Genomic DNA, 15554 nt, shown 5'->3' with positions numbered 1-15554 from the left:
TTCATCCTCTCGATTTAAAATTAAGTTATAAATTTGCGTCATGAAAAAAAGAACGCAAAAAAGCCCTGTGTATGACAAGAGCAATTAAAAATGCTTCAAGTCACCCACAGGGCGTATTTCTAACAGTTGAATGTGCCTCTATCTACCGCTTGGTAAGAGGTTGCGAGAAATTTATAGAAAGTATTATTCCTCTATATTACTGGAATATCCCTCAGTAATCAAGCACTTCGATATGATTGTTCGGATCTCCTCATGAAGGGTCAAACTCAGTTCATGAATATCAAATGTATCCCCTTTAATGAGTACATATTCAAAATTTCCTCCGTAGTATTTAGAGTGGTAATTCAAATATAACTGCAAATCCGACAACCCTAATGCAGTTTTAACTTCATTAGGGATTAGAAGATGATGATAGCCACGGTCCAGTAGGAAGAGGGCTTTGTCTTCATCCTGATGAAATCTATTGAGGAGTACCTCATAGTACTTGTTCCAGTACCGAGAGTTTTCACACTGCAATTTAACCTCGGAAAAGTTACGGTAACGAATTACACTCAATGCAGAAAAGGATTTAATGCTATGTGCTATTTGAAACAAACCATGGTCTAAACCTGAATATACGATGGTATCTAATGGGATGTCGTCAGGAGATTCTCCACGATATAGCAGCTCACTTAGGTATTGATGTTGTGACTTACTGTTCGTTTGAAGATTCCAGTACATTAGAGGCCGGTTCATTTGTTCAGTGGCTCTTTCATTTGCTGCACAGCTGATAAATTCATCTACAAAAGAACGGGCTTGATCTAGTGTCCTTATACCAGGTTTGCATACTACAAAGACGACACTGTTCCAATATTCATTATTGTGGAGAATAGGTTGCCAATAGAAAGGAATTGCATAACCTTTGATCCGTTTAGCTTTTTCAAGATGAGCCCAAATTTCTTGCTCTCCTCCTCCAAATTCCTCTGTAATCCAAAACACCTTACTCTCCATTGAAGAGAATCCTTCATCAATGATATGGGTCTCTCTGGCGTTTAGCGTGTAATCTGGATAAAGCACGAGTGGGCCTCTATAGTACAGTTTCTCAGGTTCAATATCGAGTTCATTTCGCTTCCAACCATCTTCTGCCCACATCACTTGAATCTCTTCAAGTTCATCGGTAGAGATGATTTCAATACCTGCAAGCTTCTGATAGTAAAGAATATTCTTTAGCAAGAAGATTCGTCCTTCCAAAGTTAACGAACCCATGGCTAGGTCAGGATTTACAGGTAAACCACCTATACAGATTGGTTCAAGATGCTTGTCCAAATCAAAAAGCGTGCCCTGGTCCACATCATCATACAATCTATTGTTCAACGAGTTAAACGTATCCAATTTTTTAACACGTCTTCTCCGGACAGGTTCTCTGAAGTTTGCATCAAATAATGTAGCATGTATTATTTTTTTGAGTTCGGAAATCGGATGAGCCCAGGGCTCATTCTGATCTCTGAAGTAGGCAAGCATACTATCTTCTTTATGAAACCCGCAAAATATACAACCGTTTCGGCTATTACTCCCGCAAGATGCTTTCATTTCAGTTTGCATTGGACATTCACCCTGATCGCTGTAGAACGAGTACATTTCATAGAAACGTCCGCCCCATGGAAATTTGAAGAATTTCATGAGAACCTCCCACAGATCAGCATCTTGGATGTGAGCGATCGGTTGACTTTCATACCTTCCTGAGATAAATGTACTAATAACTCTACCATTAACTGTTTTATTTTTTCCAATCTTAGGGTATACTAATTCTGATGAACCATGCTTCTTAATTGAAGTGGCCCTCTTGATTGATTCTGCTGATCGGACACCCGTCATTACGCAGACCGAACCATACCTGTGCATCAGTTCCTTTATAAACCGTTCAGCCGGTGCGATCTTCCATGCGTCCGTACACCAGCGAAACTTTGACTTTGGCGTGGGCAATATCATCCCTTTACCGACCACCTTGCACGCAAAACTATCTTTTTTCCTCGGTTTCACGAGTCTTCCTTCAACGCACGAGAGACCCTGCTCCACTGCCTTTTCATTTAATATTCCAATCGTTTTCCGTACATACTCGGTGAGCCTAGGATGTTCAAGTCCAGTATCTGAACTGATGAAAAACACTTTACGTGTACGTTTCTCTGGATTGGTTTCTAGCAATGCGACCCAAACACAAATACTTAATAAGGTTGAATCCTTTCCCCAACTAGTTGCGATGCACCATGGACGATTATTTGAAGGGTCCGCATAGGCTTCTTTTAACTGATCAATGACCTCTCGCACTTCACCTGTAATCTCTGGAATACGAGGAAGTATAACCTTCTCGTCTGATTTTCTTTCTGTTAAATGCAGATCGAATAGATACAATTGTTCCATTATGATACGTCCTCCAGCTGCTTCGAAGTCAAGTCGATCTGAACATAAGACTGATTGCTGTATGAATATAAATTAGCTATCGGAAGCTCTCTCAGTCTCAGTTCATTTGGGTCAAAGTTTAATGTTCTAATCGATAATGCAGTTTTGCAATAGAAACAATCTGCTTCTAATAATTCAGCCGGCGTATGCATAATTTCACTTGTTGTAGCCATTTTAATAAGTTCATCTTCAATGATCATCGCTGCCCTTGGCTCATAAAAAGTCAAAATATACATATAATATCCTCCATAAATGAAGACCCCTTGTGTTTAAAACAAAGGGTCTTTATTGCATTTTTATTGTTTATATTTTAAGCTGTTGCGGTTAATGTTGATTCTTTTACTTCGTCTAAATACAGGTCACGAGCAATTAAGTTATTTAATAATGGTGTCGTATTTATCGTTTCGCCTACGGGTACATAACTTTCCCAAAGAACAATAGGTGAACTCGTACAAACAATCTTTACGTTGTCACGTCTCTTCCACTTCTGACGGTAAGTTAATATAAATTGACTGTCACTTTTAAAAAATGAAATGAATTTGAAGTGAATATATACAGGATCAAGGTTTGAATCAAACGTAAGCATCGTGTACTTTTTCCCTTGAATTAAGTCCCCCATCCAGTGATGGTACATTCCAGTGTCATAAAACTCTAGATTGAGTTGTTGTCCATCATAATCGTCAATAACGCCTTTATTAGCTTCAATAAACGGGTTTATAGGGGGTCTCTGCTCTTTACACTTTAATGAGGGGGTACTCACCTCACTAAGCTGTAAATCCATATCTGCAAACATCATTTGCTCACCCACAGTGCCACACTCCCCTTATACCAGCTTTAAACCACTGAAATCTTGAAGCCCAGCATTAAACCTATTAACAGCCTCTTTCACCGAATTCATTACTGCTTTCATCAATTTTACAGGGACAGCATTAGCTATTTGCTGCTGCATCGATGAAAGTTTGCCTTTGAATTCAAACGAATCGGGAACATCAAAAAGACGAGCGCACTCTCGAACAGATAGAATACGGTCTTCTTCTGGATGCATGAGGACAGCTTTCCTTGGATTAACTATCGTAATCGATGGTTTATCCCACTCTAATCGCTTGTACATGTCACTATGTGTACCTTTAGGGCGAATCTCTTCAGGAATGCTGTATATGTTGCCACCAGCCGGTACTAAGCTCATGCGTTCTAATGTTTCAGGTTTGCTTTTCGAATAGTCCAATTGGTTGTTCATCATGCTGTGAAGTCCTTCAAATGCTTCACCGACTGTTTGATGGTTTTGTGTTGTGACCGTGGGTTTAGGGAGGTAAATCTTTCCTATTTTGCTGCCTATAAAGATGGCACGTTTGCGGATTTGGGGGGTTCCATAATCTGTTGAGGTTAATATGCCTGAAGAGATTTCAAAATCGGATAGTGCTTCATAAATTTCATCTTTAAACTGGCCGTCTCCAGCAGTTAGAATACCAGGTACGTTTTCCAATACGAACACTTTGCAGTTTGGATTGGATTGAACTGCCGTTATATATTCTTTGACTAAGAGATTATTTGGGTTGTCCAGGTAATTTGTTTTTCGATTCCCATTGCTGAATCCCTGACACGGGCTACCCCCGATCATGATGGGTACATGTGGGATCGTAGATTTAATTGAAGATGAGGTAATATCACCATGTTGGATATGTGCTCCAATGTTATGTCTATATGTCTTTACAGCATCCAAATCCTTCTCTAAGGCGTACACGACATCGAACCCGGCCTGTATAGCTCCTAGGTCACTAATACCACCACCTGAGAATAGGCTGGCTACGATTAGGGGTATTTCTAAATTAGATAATGGAGTATGAGATAATCCACTACTTGAGAATCCCTGACTGTCTTCATCAGAGAACAGATCCATTTCAAGTTGCTCGTATCCAAGTAGCCCCGCTGCTTTTTTAAGTGATTTTCTAGAGAATATAATCTCGATTCTCTTTCTGGCAGTTGTAAAATCAGTAATGGATGTAACTTTACGTTTTTCTATTTTGTTGCCTGACTCATTAGATGTCCTTGTTGCATTTTCAACAGATTCATCATTCATGAATCCTTGTACAATGATCTGATCACCAGAGATATCTATCTGGAGATAGTCGCAATTTCTCAATGCATCTTGAGCAGCTCTATTCCTAATATCAATTACAGGTTTAACTTGGTTCTTTAATTGCCTACGACTAACGACATTACCTTCAGCTTCATCTGAAGAAAGAATAATTATCTTTCTGTTCTTCTGATCAATCACATACCGGTAGTTCGTACCAGGTTGAAAGATTGTCTCCTGTAAAATTTTATCCTGGATGTAAATCCCTCTTGTTGAATTTTTCGCTCTTCTCGTTTTCAAAATCATTTAAAACTTCCTTTCATTGTTTAGTGTGTGGGTTGTGTTGGAACGCAAAAAAGCGCTCTTCATATGCGTCCATTCTCATAAAAGAAAAGAGAATTGGCGAATAGAACAGCGCTTTTTGACTCCTTGTACCGCGTGGTAGGAGTTGTGCGAATAATAAATTAATAATTTAAGAATAACACAGGCGAGCAGAAGAATAAAGTATCTACAGCTATCTCTGAATACGTGAAAGAATGGCATCTTGCCTAATCAAACTCACTCCTTAGCCAGAATGACGTCTAGTCTTTTGTTGATTGAATCCATAACGAAAATTACATGATCCGGATCAAGCATATCATGGATCGTACTGGGATCTCTCCCATCCAGAAGGTTTAAAACTGTGTTGTAGACTTCATCTTTCGCGAGTTTGTAGATGGTTCCCTTCATTGAAGCAAAAGGCTCATTTACCTCCATCCATGAATCGACGAAACTAAAAATTTGGTCAGATGTAAAAGCTTTACCTCTAAAATTTCTGTAGACTATTTCCTTACTTATTATGTTATGACTTAGGACTTCTGCATCTAAGGGAATGAGATATTCCTCTAACGCAGTTCGAATTTCCTCTATTTTACTCCCGGCATTTAAATCTCCTGTAACATTCAATGGCACTTCGATTTTGAACTCAACAAACGCTGCTTCCATGCTGATATTCACTCCCCTTCGTCAATTTATAACGTACCTGTGTTGTCACATTTAATGAGAAAAAATAGACAAGAAACGTTTATGTAACATCAAACATTATCATACTTTTTAGAAAAGTTTGTTGTTATGCGTTCTCATTAATTATGAAAAACGATTATCAATAATTGTGAAAATATTCTCACTAAATATGACGACTCTGATTTAAGCTTACCCTACTTACCAATAATCGAGTAATAAAGAGGGAGCCCTGTAAGCCAAAAAATAGCTAAGTTCTGCTGTTTTCAGAACTTTTATACAAACAGAAACCACTCCTTCTAAATGGAAGTGTGACCTGCCATTTAGAAGGATGGTTTCTATAAATTTATTTCATGATTTTATTCATTCTATTAAAGATTATTTCTCCTCATCTTCGCTACTTTACAGCATCATCGTTATCGTCCATAATGCACCTACAATAATTGCACTCCAAGACAAAGTTTTAATTCTCTTAGACTCTACCACTGAAGCGAAAACAAGTCCGAAAGCACCTGATGTGAGAACGATGGCTCCTAATATATAAAAAAAAGCTTCATAAGTAGTGAGATTTTCTAGACTCAAACTTTCACCCCTTTTCTTTTATCTGTCTTTACATCATCTTCAATTATCATATTAGTTTTTCTACGTCCCGTCTATTTTCTGCTTCAAAATCGATTAGAAAGTGACGTTCAGGCTAATAATGGATGATCATAGAAATGGACATTTAAACTGATACCATGTGAAAACTATAGTATTTAAAACATAGTTAATTGCCCCGTGGCCTCAACATTAAAAGTAGAAGACTCGGATACCGCGATTCTCTTACAATTGTTAATCTTATGTTCTAGGAAAGTACGTAGTTTCAGCGCGATTGATTTAAACGTTTTGAAGCACACAGACTGACCGATGGATTCAACAATCAATTTATTACTATCCCCGGCATAGAAGTCTGGATCTAAACCGTGTATAGCTTTAACTTGCTCCCCATTTAAGTATGCATATAACTCTGAGTTATATGCATGTTTTATCCAATTTTCAGGCTGTATTTTATGATGACTCTTTGTTATGGTTCCTATTGAAGAATTTTTAGTTATATCAAACAAGGTCATAAAATGATTGTGCGTGATTCCCTTAGCTTGACGTTCCAGGAAGTATTTCAGAGTTCCGTGATCTTCAGCAGTTACCCACTTCAGATCTTCGACTCTCAAAACCCCACTATCATGGATGGAGTCAGTCGCTCTGCCCTCTCCCTCAGGAAAAGTAAATCCCTCAAAGATAGTAGCTACCATAAAAAATCGTTCTCTCTTTGTACGGCTGCCAAAGTCGAGGCTATTGAGTTTGGCCATTTGAACATTGAATCCTTCTTCTAATAGGCAAAGTTCAAGGCTCGTACCGGCTACTTTTTCAAACTCACTTACATTCTCAAGTAAAATGGCTAATGGTCGATCCTTTTCATCTCTTTCCCAATATAGCCGCATCAGATGCATAAAAAGATGAATTGTGCCGAACGTTTTTTTTGACCCATTGGAGGCTTTAGAATAGTCGCTGCAATCCAATGTTGCCACCCAAACATCAGCTGGTGGTAAATCATTCGCCTTCAGATGCTGCATCGGCAGATTAAACATAATCGTATCGGAATGGTTCTTCATGTAGATATCGGAAAACTTACTCTCTGCTCCTTCTTTTGGGTTGTATTCAACAGCAGCTACTTCCTTAAAACCTGCTGCTACAAGTGCGCTTGAACTAACACCGGCGCCAGCACAGAAAGAAATGGTGGTGAGTTCTGTTCGTTTGTCTGATTTATTACTAGCTAGCTCCTTTTTAAGTTGATCAGCTGTGCTTTTGACTCCCTTTATCGTGACTCTTCCGGAATGGATCGTCACGATTATGTGTTTACAGTCAACAAGAGCTTCTCGGATGTCCAAACCTGCTTTGTCTATAATAGGTATGACTTTATCTTTTCGTTGTTTTTGAGATACTCGATTGTTGCCCGTCTCACTAATTGATAATTCGATTAAGGTATCGTCAGTTCTTGTACTAAAACGAACACCTGGAAGAAAACCTGCCTCTATTAATTCGGTTTTGTCCAAGTATAGCCTCTCACCATTGTATGTGGCCTTGCCTTCATATTGATGTATCATCCTGTTTTCCTCCGTATACATGTTTTATTAGTATGCTAAAAAAGACGAAAAGGCCTTACCTCAACGTTGAAGGTAAGACCATTTCTAAAATAGAATCTAAGGATTAAGAATTTCATCCACAATTTTTTCAATTTGTGCGTTATGCTCAATTGCATCTGTCTTTTCGCTTTTTATAAATATCAATTTCACTTCTCCATTTGCTTCATAATCTTCACTTGGCGTAAATGGAGTGCTATTACTCTCATCTTTCCAAAGAATTTGGTAGTCAGAGAGCTTCGTAAGCGCAGGAATTTGTTCTTGTACCAGTTCTTGAATGCTCAAAAGTTTGGTAGTGTCACTCATATTTTCTTCCTTGAGGATGTCTACTATCTGATATGCCCTCACATACTCATAACCCTCGTTATCTTTGATAACAGTACTATCTAATTCATCTGGTCGATAGATACGAGACTCGGGTTGTATTTCATAAAAGGAATCGGAATTCCGATCAAAAGGAATTCCCTTCTCAATGAAAAAGTCTTCTAGCTCTTGGAAACATCCATTTGCAGCATAAGGGTTGTCTATAGCATAATACATATCATCCATAACAATAGGGGCATCAATACCACTTAATTCTTTAATTCGATCCATAACGTTTTTAGGGTACTTACCAGCTACAAAATAAATCACACCATAAAAACCTTCCATATTAACTCCTCCAGTTTATTTATTAGTATTCAATAAAAAAAGAGCTGCAGCTGGTAGGCTAACAACTCTTTTTAGTAAAGAAAATCATTCATTAATCATTTGACGATTGATTGCATGAATATAAACATGATCCCCTTCGCTAAATTCTCTCGCGACCAATTCATTATCTTCCTTAGTCAATTTAAAAACATACTCATTGATATTTCCGCTCATATACCATTTCTCCATTTGATTACATTTCTGGGTAATTGGATTCTCATGTAAGAGTGCATCTCTCTTTAGATGAGAATCCAATCAAAATGAATTACTTGGATACTTTTCCGGTGATTACAACGAGTTTTTGCTTTTGAGCAAGTACCCGTTGCATTTTTGAAGCCGCCAGAATGTATTCTCTTCTTGATTTAAACATGTTATTTCCTCCTTGGAATTTTGGGTTGTGAAAGTGAGAGCGCAAAAAAAACACCCACTTTTCAGAAGAACCAATTTACATTCAATAAAAAGAATGTCTACAAAAAAAGTAGAAGAATTGGTCACCTTTGAAAAATAGGTGTGTGTAAATCGTGATAAATCTCATAAGACCCAGGTCAGAGATAAAATAAAGTAAATAATAATTTAAATGATTATAGCATATCTTCGCACAAAAAAACAGGGATTACATCATATCAGAAACTATCCGATGCAACCCTGTATTTTAGTTTGCTTTTAAGCAGTACCAGTTAAAAGAGACTAAGGATTGTTTTAAGCTGTTAATGACCTCGTCGTTCATCCATTCCTCCGTGCAAACTCCTTCAAATTGACCCTGTATGTATAGATTATATATAACCTCAGTTCGCTTCTTAATTATATTCTGCATTTCCATTTCAACAGTAACAATCCTCTTCTCATCTTCTTGAATCAGTTGCATTCTTTTCAAAAAATCATCTAATAAGACACCTGTACTAATCTTATGATTTAAAGAGAATTCGAATAGGAGGCTAAACTGACTCTCTTCTTTCCCGATTAGGTTACACCATTTTAATTTACTGTATTTTCTCCTCACACTGGTTCCTCCTTGGATCATTCCGTAGACTGATTATAGCATAAGTCTCAATATTAAAAGTACAAGTACTATTCACTTAACCCAAAACCCGATAAATTACTCACCCCTATAGTTTTTGCAATACATAAGAAGAAGACGCACTATCCCCCTGTAAATCTCAATACAAATCAACTGAGATCAAAATGAAGGATAGTGCGCTTATGTTTTTTCCCTTTAAATAGATTAAAGGTTTATTTCAAGTTGGTTCATCATACTCTTGAAACCAGCTCTATCTATATTTTTAATCAAATCATCCCACTTGATTGAATTCATTTCTGGGACATCTGTAAGGATAGTGGCCAAATACTTCGACTCTTCACCTACCTGTTTGTTCGTGATGAGTTTATCCCTATATCTTGAGCACGTTTTTTTAAGAGTACCATTCTCTGCTTCAGCTATAGCATTTGACATAGCTCCATATGTTTTTATTAAACCTAGCGCACCCACTTTTCCTATGCCAGTAACACCCTTTAGGTTATCCGATGTGTCACCGGTGTAGCCTTTATAGTCAATGAATAACTGCGGGTCAATGCCATCGTATTCGTCTTTGAAATCATCAACTGTGAAAGGTTTATCCTTAAGTAATTGAATAATGTTATCATCAAGCAGCTGGAAATAATCGTTATCATTGCTCCACATATAACATGTTCCCATGCCTTCGTTTGACCAACGCTTTGCCAAGCTGCCAATCAAATCATCTGCTTCCATGGTTGGAACCTCGTATTGTGGTATACACATTGCAGACAATACGTCCTTACAAGTTATAATTTGTTCCTTAAGTGGAACTGGTTGTACAGTTTCATCACGATTAGCTTTGTAATATGCTGCAACTTGCCTTCTCCAGAGCGTGTTTCTTCCCCCTTCTGGGTCCCATAGTACTGCAACATGAGTCGGATCAAACGTGCGTAGTACATTCAATAACTTGATCACAAACGTTTTTACCCCATTCGTAAAGACGCCTTTAGAGGACCGTAACAGCTCACTTTCTTCTTTTTTGTAAGCCGATCCATGATAGGATCGATTAATTAAATTCATCCCGTCAATCAATAGTAATACATCCTTACCTTTCTTCTCATTGGCCGGCAAGCTATTTACGGCTGGACGCTGCTGGGAAGGTTGTTCACTAGATACTTGCTGTTGCCACACTGATTCAACAATGCGAAATTGAAATCCTTCACCTTCAACTATTTCAAACTCCATTAATTTATGCTTGCTCAATTCTTGTATCTTTTTTTGGATCTTCCTAAACAAATCAGATATCTTTTCAAATGTAGTTCCTACCAGATCTATAGAGTATGTATTTCCCCGCTGGCTTAGTTCTTGGGTACTCAGACCACGGTAGCCTTCTTCACCAATTTCAAAATACTTTCCGATCTCAATTACTAGTTTTCGCTGATGAATATACCCTCGTCTTATTGCTCCTTCAGGTGATGATTTCCACTGTTTGATTAGGCTATCCAAACTGCAGCCCATTGCTAATGCAGTTCCATTGACGGGTAGGGAAACTTTAAATTCCATGAACATCGTCCTCCTTATTAATTTATGCGACAAAAAAGGGACCTTCTAAAGATGTACATAGAAATGACGTAGTCATAAACTAAGCACATGCATTAAAAGATCCCTTAAAACTCAGATTGTCGCTTGACGCTGAGAAAATTATATAATTTGTAAGTTATTCTGACTGTACCATAATCGACACGTAAAGCAAACTATTTCCCCATAATTTTGTATGAATATTCCATAAGACATATACTAAATTAGAGGTGATCTTCATGAATCGATTAGAGAACAGTTGGGCGAAATTAAAAAAGCTCATTTTAAAGGGGCTATTGATGATAATGGCTTCATACCCCATCATGCTATGTGTGAATTTCTTATTACCTGGCAACTACTATTATGAAAAATATCAGGTTCTTCGTGCCATGGTTTGGGATTCCATATCCGATTATATTTTTCTGATAGTAGTGTCATTCCTAGCTTATTATCTGGCTAGTAGCAGAACTTTATATTCGAAATTAAGAACTGAACTTAGAAGAAACCATCTGGATACTGAAGTTCTTCGATGGAACGAAACACCGTACATTGCACCAGCTCACCTGTACAATCTGTTCTTTCCCAAATCATTTGAAAGAACTCTGCAGAAACGAATAAATGATTTCAGTTATCGTTACACGGTAGACTACTTTAGATACAGAATCTATAACAATGTAAATTACACAAAATTTTCTCCAGCAGCACGAGGTACATTACATAAACTTTTCAGCACCAGTTTGAAAAAAGTCTTCAGGTATATTTTCATCTTGCTCCTCACTCTTACGCTCATGATCTACCTGTATAACGGTGACAGTCAGTACGTACTATGGTTCACTCCAGCACTTGTTTATGTAGCAAGAAGAGTCTTCACATTTCTTTTTGCATACCTCAATTTTAGATACGACATGTTATCAATCGATAAGTTCTTTGAAGATAACTATGGTGATCCAGAACCAAAAATTAAATGGTCTGACCTTTCAGCAGATAAACATCTCGGAAGAACGATAATGAAGGTTTGGAAAGATGAATGTCTATCCAGGCAAAACCTCTACAACCACCTTCTAAGAAGAGGAGAAAACCACACTGAATTTGATTGTCCTAGCCTTGCGTCAAAACCTTATGAGAATGACATACCTGAATGGGTATCTCATGCTGATAAGATATATCACCAGAAAAAATGCGAATACTTCGCAAAACATAATCAGGTGGAATGGGTTGTGAATAGCAAAACGAATGTTGTATCTTTGAACGAATATAAACTAAGAAATAATTGACGTTTTCTGCTCAGTGTTTTATGATAAGAGTATGTAATAGCAATCCTGCATTGATTGCTGTCGTAACGGAAACAATGGGTTGTGACCGAAGCGCAAAAGATTCATAAGAGAGCACCTTTCCCTGGAGAGGTGCTCTTTCGTTTATTCTGGTTAAATCCTGCATCTGAGAGCAGAGTGAATAAATTACTTTTATTTTATCTTATGCTTCATTATTCTTCATCTTAATAAGGATGATTTTGTCCTCCATAGACACGTAGCAAATATGGCCACCTATTTTCACAAAGAAAAAGTCTTCAAAAATTGGATTACCTACCGAGATGATTTATGATGAAGTAGTAATCATGCATCGATTACGCAGCTTAACCGGAATCAAGGGGTTGTGACCGGAGCGCAAAGTACATAAAGAAAACGTCTTTCCTAATGGAAAGACGTTTTTTCGTATATGCAGAAGTTTAGTAGATGTATGAAATTTCACCTCACGGAAACCCTAAAGGACGAACAAAAAATTAGGAGGTTATTCCATGCCCGATTTTCCTTTGAAGGGATCAAAGCATACTGAACTTGGTGATTACCGTAGAATGAACACTGATATTACGATATCTGCCAGTGGGAGACTTGATGGTCTGACCGATATCTGGACTAGTAAAAAATGGGTCGGTTTTCATGGAAGTGTTGTTGTTTTTATCACGGATAATGAGGGAAATATATTATTCGCATCATAGCCACAGACATGGGGCGTTAGTGGTACGGCAACCGGCCGTGATCACAACAGAAAAGATCTGAGATGGGACGATCAAATACCCTCAGACAAAATAGACAAAATAGAAGGCTACATGATTCATCATACCTATACCCCCATTAATACAGTCAATCCCGATGAGTTCAAAAAATGGGCTGAGGCCATTGCTCCATTAATAAAAGCGTTTAGTTCACAGGAGATGCTGCTGGAGCGAATGAGTGAATCTGAGGAATAGTAGCTAGCGTTTGTCTGCCGTTTTTCGCACCGTGTGCATCTCCTGGCGCGGTGTAATGAGTTTGACGCTTCCAGATGCTCAGTCGTACAGCCAAACCGAATGGACATTGGAGACTCTCTGTTGACCTTTGTATTCAGTTCATCTATCGAATGGAGGAAAGTTTTGTGACGTATCAATTTAAGAACCTGGTGTTTGAAGGTGGCGGCGTATTAGGATGCGCTTATGTAGGGGTCGTGGAGGTACTGGATAAACAAAGTATCTTACCAAACATTACAAGGGTAGGCGGCACGTCAGCTGGCTCCATTGTGGCTTTATTAATCAGTCTCAATTATTCTTCTACAGAAATAATGAAGGAGCTCAAAGAGCTGGATCTAAAGAAATTTGCCGATGACGACTGGGGGCTCTTACGGGATACGACTAGATTCTTTCATAAATTTGGATGGCATAAGGGCAAAGCCATGTTAGAGTGGCTGGAAGACATCGTAAGTAGAAAGACCGGTAGCCCTGAAACAACGTTTGGCCAGATGCAGATCGATAAGGAACAAAAATCGTTTAAAGACCTTTACATTATTGGTACTAACACCAATACCCACTTCTCGACTGTCTTCTCTCATGAGACACACAGTGCTATGCGTATTGCAGATGCTATTCGCATTTCGATGTCCATACCTTTATTTTTTGAGGCCGTTGAATTCGAGAACGATACTTATGTGGATGGCGGTGTTCTAATGAATTTTCCCATTAAACTGTTCGATAGAAAAAGCTATCTTGAGAATGACAAAAATGGGATCGTAACTAAAGCCTATGCAGAATATCAATTAGAAAGTGCTGAGAATCCTTTCGTTTGTAACACGGAAACCTTAGGATTTCGAATTGAAAGTAACAGGCAGCGGAATATCCTGATCGGACAACCTCCGGAAAGACGCGAAATTAAAAATGTATATCAGTTTACGAAAAACTTAATTGGAACAGTATTAGACTTCCAACAGAATATTAGTTTACATGATCTAGATTCAGATCGGACGGTCTATGTAATTAACACGAATGAGACTTCAGCGATTAACTTTGATATCACTCCTACGGAAAAGGATACCTTAATTCAGTCTGGCCGCGACTCGACAAAGACCTATTTCAATAATTTTGAAAATCCTGAGATATTCATGTCTAATCGGCCTCGTTGATCTATGAGGATTCTTCAGCCGTTACACTTTAATGTAAAGTTATGGCTCACCCACTCATCCGGTGTGGGTCCTTAGCGATTTTTAGGAGGATTTATAAGAATTCATACTAAACAGCATGTTCCGTGGAAGGAACATGCTGCGAATATAAAAGTAACAATACCAATAGCTAAGCTATATGTTTAAAACCGACACAATACTATAAATTACCGACAAAACACTATAAAACTACCGACATTATAATATAAAACTAAATGAGTCCTAAATAAACGAGCAACTTGAAGATTGTAATCACACTGAATATTGTACCCACTATTTTCTTCAGAAATGCTCTCACAAACATCAAAGCGAAAATACTACCTACAAACAGCAACAGATAAAACTGATTACTTAGAATAAACTGAATAATGGTCTCCATTAAAAATACACTCCTCGAATTAGAAAATTGGTTTACTCTCATAACTGAGGCCCATTGGAAGCAGCAACTCTGTTTGTTCAATCGGTTTGTACTCCTCTAACGCGGCTAACTGCCGAATATTATAGGCAAAGCATTCCTCTTTACTCCAATTAAGTTCTGGATAGGCCTTATCCATTTTGATATGGCCTTGATCCGTAATTATTGTTTGATACCTACGTCCCATTAACGGTCCAGTAGAGTCACACTGAAAGACATTTCCTTTGAATATCTGAGTGTTACTACACCCAAGCAAATGAAAGCTCTGGTGGTCTCCATATCTCTCCAAGAGGGAGTGTATAACCTTCACTCTATCAGCTTCACCTAAACTCAATAATCCTCCGATTCCAATCACTTCAAAATTTCTCGGGTCCTTTACCAACTCTTCAAGGCTCTCTTCTGGTGATTGAGGGTGCCAAATGGGTATCGCCTTAATTCCTTGGCGATGAAGGAAGTTTAGATTATGCATGCTTTCATCAGGGTCACCGGTACGATCCAGGTTAAAGACATCATATAAAATGCTTTGATGTCTTTTTATAAACTTGGCGTATTCCTGGACGCGTATTGGACTCTTCAGCTTTGTTTCGATCTTTTGAATTAACTCATACGCATTATGCCAACTCACTGACCCAGCTGTGAGAGATGAAATACTCTTTCGTGTGGCTTCTAATTTCTTTCGCAGCCGGTGAAATGTATACTCCCCAGAGTCTAATAACACTTTCATAT

The 15554-nt window shown here is 38.2% G+C and carries 14 protein-coding genes and 1 pseudogene; 4 read left to right on the top strand and 11 right to left on the bottom strand.

All coding sequences use genetic code 11. From position 1 onward, the window contains the following. Positions 1-183: 183 nt before the first annotated feature. The 9 genes from OM416_RS19115 to OM416_RS19075 form a co-directional block, all read right to left on the bottom strand. A complete protein-coding gene (locus tag OM416_RS19115; RefSeq protein WP_264932150.1) occupies positions 184-2397 on the bottom strand; it encodes a hypothetical protein in 2214 nt (737 codons plus the stop codon). After that, positions 2397-2672, bottom strand: coding sequence for a hypothetical protein (locus OM416_RS19110; RefSeq protein WP_264932148.1), 276 nt, complete (start codon positions 2670-2672; stop codon positions 2397-2399). The genes OM416_RS19115 and OM416_RS19110 overlap by 1 nt, the downstream gene beginning before the upstream one ends. A 74-nt stretch (positions 2673-2746) precedes the next feature. Further along, complete coding sequence (locus OM416_RS19105; protein ID WP_264932146.1) at positions 2747-3244, bottom strand: hypothetical protein; 498 nt, start codon at positions 3242-3244, stop codon at positions 2747-2749. Positions 3245-3259: 15 nt separating this feature from the next. Further along, positions 3260-4816 (bottom strand): DNA cytosine methyltransferase, encoded by a 1557-nt coding sequence (locus OM416_RS19100; protein WP_264932144.1) that lies wholly within the window; start codon positions 4814-4816, stop codon positions 3260-3262. A 252-nt stretch (positions 4817-5068) separates the two neighbouring features. Further along, on the bottom strand, positions 5069-5494 hold the full coding sequence (locus OM416_RS19095) for a hypothetical protein (protein ID WP_264932142.1): 426 nt from the start codon (positions 5492-5494) through the stop codon (positions 5069-5071). A gap of 770 nt (positions 5495-6264) precedes the next feature. Then, positions 6265-7650, bottom strand: a complete 1386-nt coding sequence (locus tag OM416_RS19090) for a DNA cytosine methyltransferase (RefSeq protein ID WP_264932139.1) — start codon at positions 7648-7650, stop codon at positions 6265-6267. Between the two features lie 96 nt (positions 7651-7746). After that, positions 7747-8337, bottom strand: coding sequence for a hypothetical protein (locus tag OM416_RS19085; protein ID WP_264932137.1), 591 nt, complete (start codon positions 8335-8337; stop codon positions 7747-7749). 84 nt (positions 8338-8421) lie between these two features. Further along, positions 8422-8550 (bottom strand): hypothetical protein, encoded by a 129-nt coding sequence (locus tag OM416_RS19080; protein WP_264932135.1) that lies wholly within the window; start codon positions 8548-8550, stop codon positions 8422-8424. A gap of 1048 nt (positions 8551-9598) precedes the next feature. Further along, complete coding sequence (locus tag OM416_RS19075) at positions 9599-10933, bottom strand: 5'-3' exonuclease (protein WP_264932133.1); 1335 nt, start codon at positions 10931-10933, stop codon at positions 9599-9601. Between the two features lie 254 nt (positions 10934-11187). Between OM416_RS19075 and OM416_RS19070 the strand changes: the two genes are divergently transcribed. From OM416_RS19070 to OM416_RS19055, 4 genes are all read left to right on the top strand, one after another. Next, positions 11188-12222 carry a hypothetical protein gene (locus OM416_RS19070; protein ID WP_264932131.1) on the top strand — a complete coding sequence of 345 codons (1035 nt, stop codon included), beginning with the start codon at positions 11188-11190 and terminating at the stop codon, positions 12220-12222. A gap of 521 nt (positions 12223-12743) precedes the next feature. Next, positions 12744-12944 carry a hypothetical protein gene (locus OM416_RS19065; protein WP_264932129.1) on the top strand — a complete coding sequence of 67 codons (201 nt, stop codon included), beginning with the start codon at positions 12744-12746 and terminating at the stop codon, positions 12942-12944. A gap of 111 nt (positions 12945-13055) precedes the next feature. Continuing rightward, positions 13056-13196, top strand: a complete 141-nt coding sequence (locus OM416_RS19060) for a hypothetical protein (protein WP_264932127.1) — start codon at positions 13056-13058, stop codon at positions 13194-13196. Positions 13197-13360: 164 nt separating this feature from the next. After that, positions 13361-14377: a patatin-like phospholipase family protein gene (locus OM416_RS19055; protein WP_264932125.1), complete on the top strand. Its 1017-nt coding sequence runs from the start codon at positions 13361-13363 to the stop codon at positions 14375-14377. Between the two features lie 247 nt (positions 14378-14624). Here OM416_RS19055 and OM416_RS19050 read toward each other — a convergent pair whose 3' ends face one another. Then, positions 14625-14792, bottom strand: coding sequence for a hypothetical protein (locus tag OM416_RS19050; protein ID WP_264932123.1), 168 nt, complete (start codon positions 14790-14792; stop codon positions 14625-14627). Positions 14793-14811: 19 nt separating this feature from the next. Further along, positions 14812-15554, bottom strand: a pseudogene (locus OM416_RS19045) (hypothetical protein); the annotation flags it as partial.

The organism is Paenibacillus sp. LS1, from assembly GCF_026013365.1.
GTDB lineage: Bacteria > Bacillota > Bacilli > Paenibacillales > Paenibacillaceae > Paenibacillus.
The sequence above is the reverse complement of the archived record's forward strand: the minus strand, read 5'-3'. Positions and strand labels throughout refer to the sequence as shown.

Bases quoted from the DNA above. Each gene is read 5' to 3' on its own strand.
- OM416_RS19115 (WP_264932150.1), bottom strand. From the start codon at position 2,397: ATGGAACAATTGTATCTATTCGATCTGCATTTAACAGAAAGAAAATCA.
- OM416_RS19110 (WP_264932148.1), bottom strand. From the start codon at position 2,672: ATGTATATTTTGACTTTTTATGAGCCAAGGGCAGCGATGATCATTGAA.
- OM416_RS19100 (WP_264932144.1), bottom strand. From the start codon at position 4,816: ATGATTTTGAAAACGAGAAGAGCGAAAAATTCAACAAGAGGGATTTAC.
- OM416_RS19095 (WP_264932142.1), bottom strand. From the start codon at position 5,494: ATGGAAGCAGCGTTTGTTGAGTTCAAAATCGAAGTGCCATTGAATGTT.
- OM416_RS19090 (WP_264932139.1), bottom strand. From the start codon at position 7,650: ATGATACATCAATATGAAGGCAAGGCCACATACAATGGTGAGAGGCTA.
- OM416_RS19085 (WP_264932137.1), bottom strand. From the start codon at position 8,337: ATGGAAGGTTTTTATGGTGTGATTTATTTTGTAGCTGGTAAGTACCCT.
- OM416_RS19080 (WP_264932135.1), bottom strand. From the start codon at position 8,550: ATGAGCGGAAATATCAATGAGTATGTTTTTAAATTGACTAAGGAAGAT.
- OM416_RS19075 (WP_264932133.1), bottom strand. From the start codon at position 10,933: ATGGAATTTAAAGTTTCCCTACCCGTCAATGGAACTGCATTAGCAATG.
- OM416_RS19070 (WP_264932131.1), top strand. From the start codon at position 11,188: ATGAATCGATTAGAGAACAGTTGGGCGAAATTAAAAAAGCTCATTTTA.
- OM416_RS19065 (WP_264932129.1), top strand. From the start codon at position 12,744: ATGCCCGATTTTCCTTTGAAGGGATCAAAGCATACTGAACTTGGTGAT.
- OM416_RS19060 (WP_264932127.1), top strand. From the start codon at position 13,056: ATGATTCATCATACCTATACCCCCATTAATACAGTCAATCCCGATGAG.
- OM416_RS19050 (WP_264932123.1), bottom strand. From the start codon at position 14,792: ATGGAGACCATTATTCAGTTTATTCTAAGTAATCAGTTTTATCTGTTG.